The organism is Flavonifractor plautii ATCC 29863, from assembly GCF_000239295.1.
Lineage (GTDB): Bacteria > Bacillota > Clostridia > Oscillospirales > Oscillospiraceae > Flavonifractor > Flavonifractor plautii.
The window spans coordinates 2,087-3,504 of sequence record NZ_JH417690.1 but is presented as its reverse complement, the minus strand read 5'-3'; the positions used below and the strand labels follow the sequence as shown (position 1 = coordinate 3,504).

Below are 1,418 nucleotides of genomic sequence, written 5' to 3'. Positions count from 1 at the left end.
ACAACGGCCACTACTACATGGAGGACTATCAGGGAGCCAAGGAGGACTTCGCCCTCCGCTCCGGCCTGGTGGCCAGGGAGCGGGTCTTTGACCAGGAGCAGCTGGAGGGGCTGCGCCAGGCGGTGCAGGGCTTCCTCTATGGAGAGGGCCCCGCCTCCTACCAGCAGGAGTTCCAATGCCGGCGCCTCCTGGATCAGATCACAGCCCAGCTGCCGGAAAGAACCCAGGATCAGATGCAGAGCGAAAGTCAGAAGCTTGGACAGTCCATATGAGGGCGGCGCCAAATCAGGCGCCGCTTTTTTCTATACAGAAATTGTTGGTATCGCTTGGTTTGCGGCATTTTTTTCGTTACGTATGGTGATAGCTTTATCCCGCAAAAGCGGGTATTGTTGTGGTCAGAAGCCCACCAAAAAATAACGAGGAGGACACACGTATGAAACAGATTGAGAAGCATCCCGCGCCGGAGAAGCTGCTTCAGCAGATAACTGAGGAGGCAATCAATGCCCTGGCGCTGGGCGGGCCGGACAAGATCGGGGATGAGGCTCCCATGGAGGCAGGCGTGAAGCTGATTGCCAAAGCCTGGGGAGTGCCCCGGGAGAGCCTGCAGGCCAGCCTGGAGCTGATTGAAAGAGAACGGCAGCTTCTGCGCAGCGGGAGCAGCGAGGACGCTCTGCCCAACAGCGAACTGCTGAAGCCTTACGACGGCAAGATGATTGCCGAACTGCTCTGGGGCCTGTTTGAGACGACGGCCAGGCTGGAGGAGGCCCAAGACCGGGCGGCGATGCACAAGCTGGCCCTTCTCATGGCGGAAAGCCTGAACCTGGATAGTTGGATCGCAGAGTGCGGGCTATCCAAGCCCTAAGACGGAAGCATACAGGAGGGGCTGTCCTTGGACAGCCCCTCGCCCTTGCGACAGAGAAGGACCGTTTACTTCCGCTGGAGTGGAAAGGCCGCTCTGACCCAGGGCGAGGCTAACTGCCGGCGGCAGCGCAATATCTAATAGAAAGTAGGGAGCAAATCTTGAACCGTCCATGTGAGGGCAGCGCCAAATCAGGCGCCGCCTTTTTCTATGCCCAGATTTTATTTCATTTCTGCGCCCACAAGTCGTACGCCCCGGAGCACCCGGCGGAACCGCCGCCCAGGCCGGTATGCACCCGCTCCCCCCTCTGCGAGGGCTGCCCCTACCCCGCCAACGGCTTCCTCTGCTGGGGGAAGGATGGGAAGTGCCTGCGCTCGGAGATGCGGCGGCTCAATGCCCCGGACAGGCAGGTGGCACAAGAAGTGAAGGAGGAGTGATTTCGCGGTGAAACCAAATAGCAACTGCTTTTCCCTGCGGCCGGCCACCCGTGAGGAGGCCAGCTTATTCTACTCAGATGACCAGACAGACAGATCATTGGGTACAGTGGGCCATGTCCGGA

The 1,418-nt window shown here is 59.6% G+C and carries 2 protein-coding genes and 1 pseudogene; all 3 read left to right on the top strand.

What is annotated here, in order from left to right; translation table 11 throughout:
• Positions 1-272: pseudogene (locus HMPREF0372_RS20310) on the top strand (hypothetical protein); the annotation flags it as partial.
• 161 nt (positions 273-433) lie between these two features.
• Positions 434-862 carry a hypothetical protein gene (locus HMPREF0372_RS05150; RefSeq protein ID WP_007489543.1) on the top strand — a complete coding sequence of 143 codons (429 nt, stop codon included), beginning with the start codon at positions 434-436 and terminating at the stop codon, positions 860-862.
• Positions 863-1,020: 158 nt separating this feature from the next.
• Positions 1,021-1,296, top strand: a complete 276-nt coding sequence (locus HMPREF0372_RS05145; protein ID WP_007489542.1) for a hypothetical protein — start codon at positions 1,021-1,023, stop codon at positions 1,294-1,296.
• Positions 1,297-1,418 lie beyond the last annotated feature (122 nt).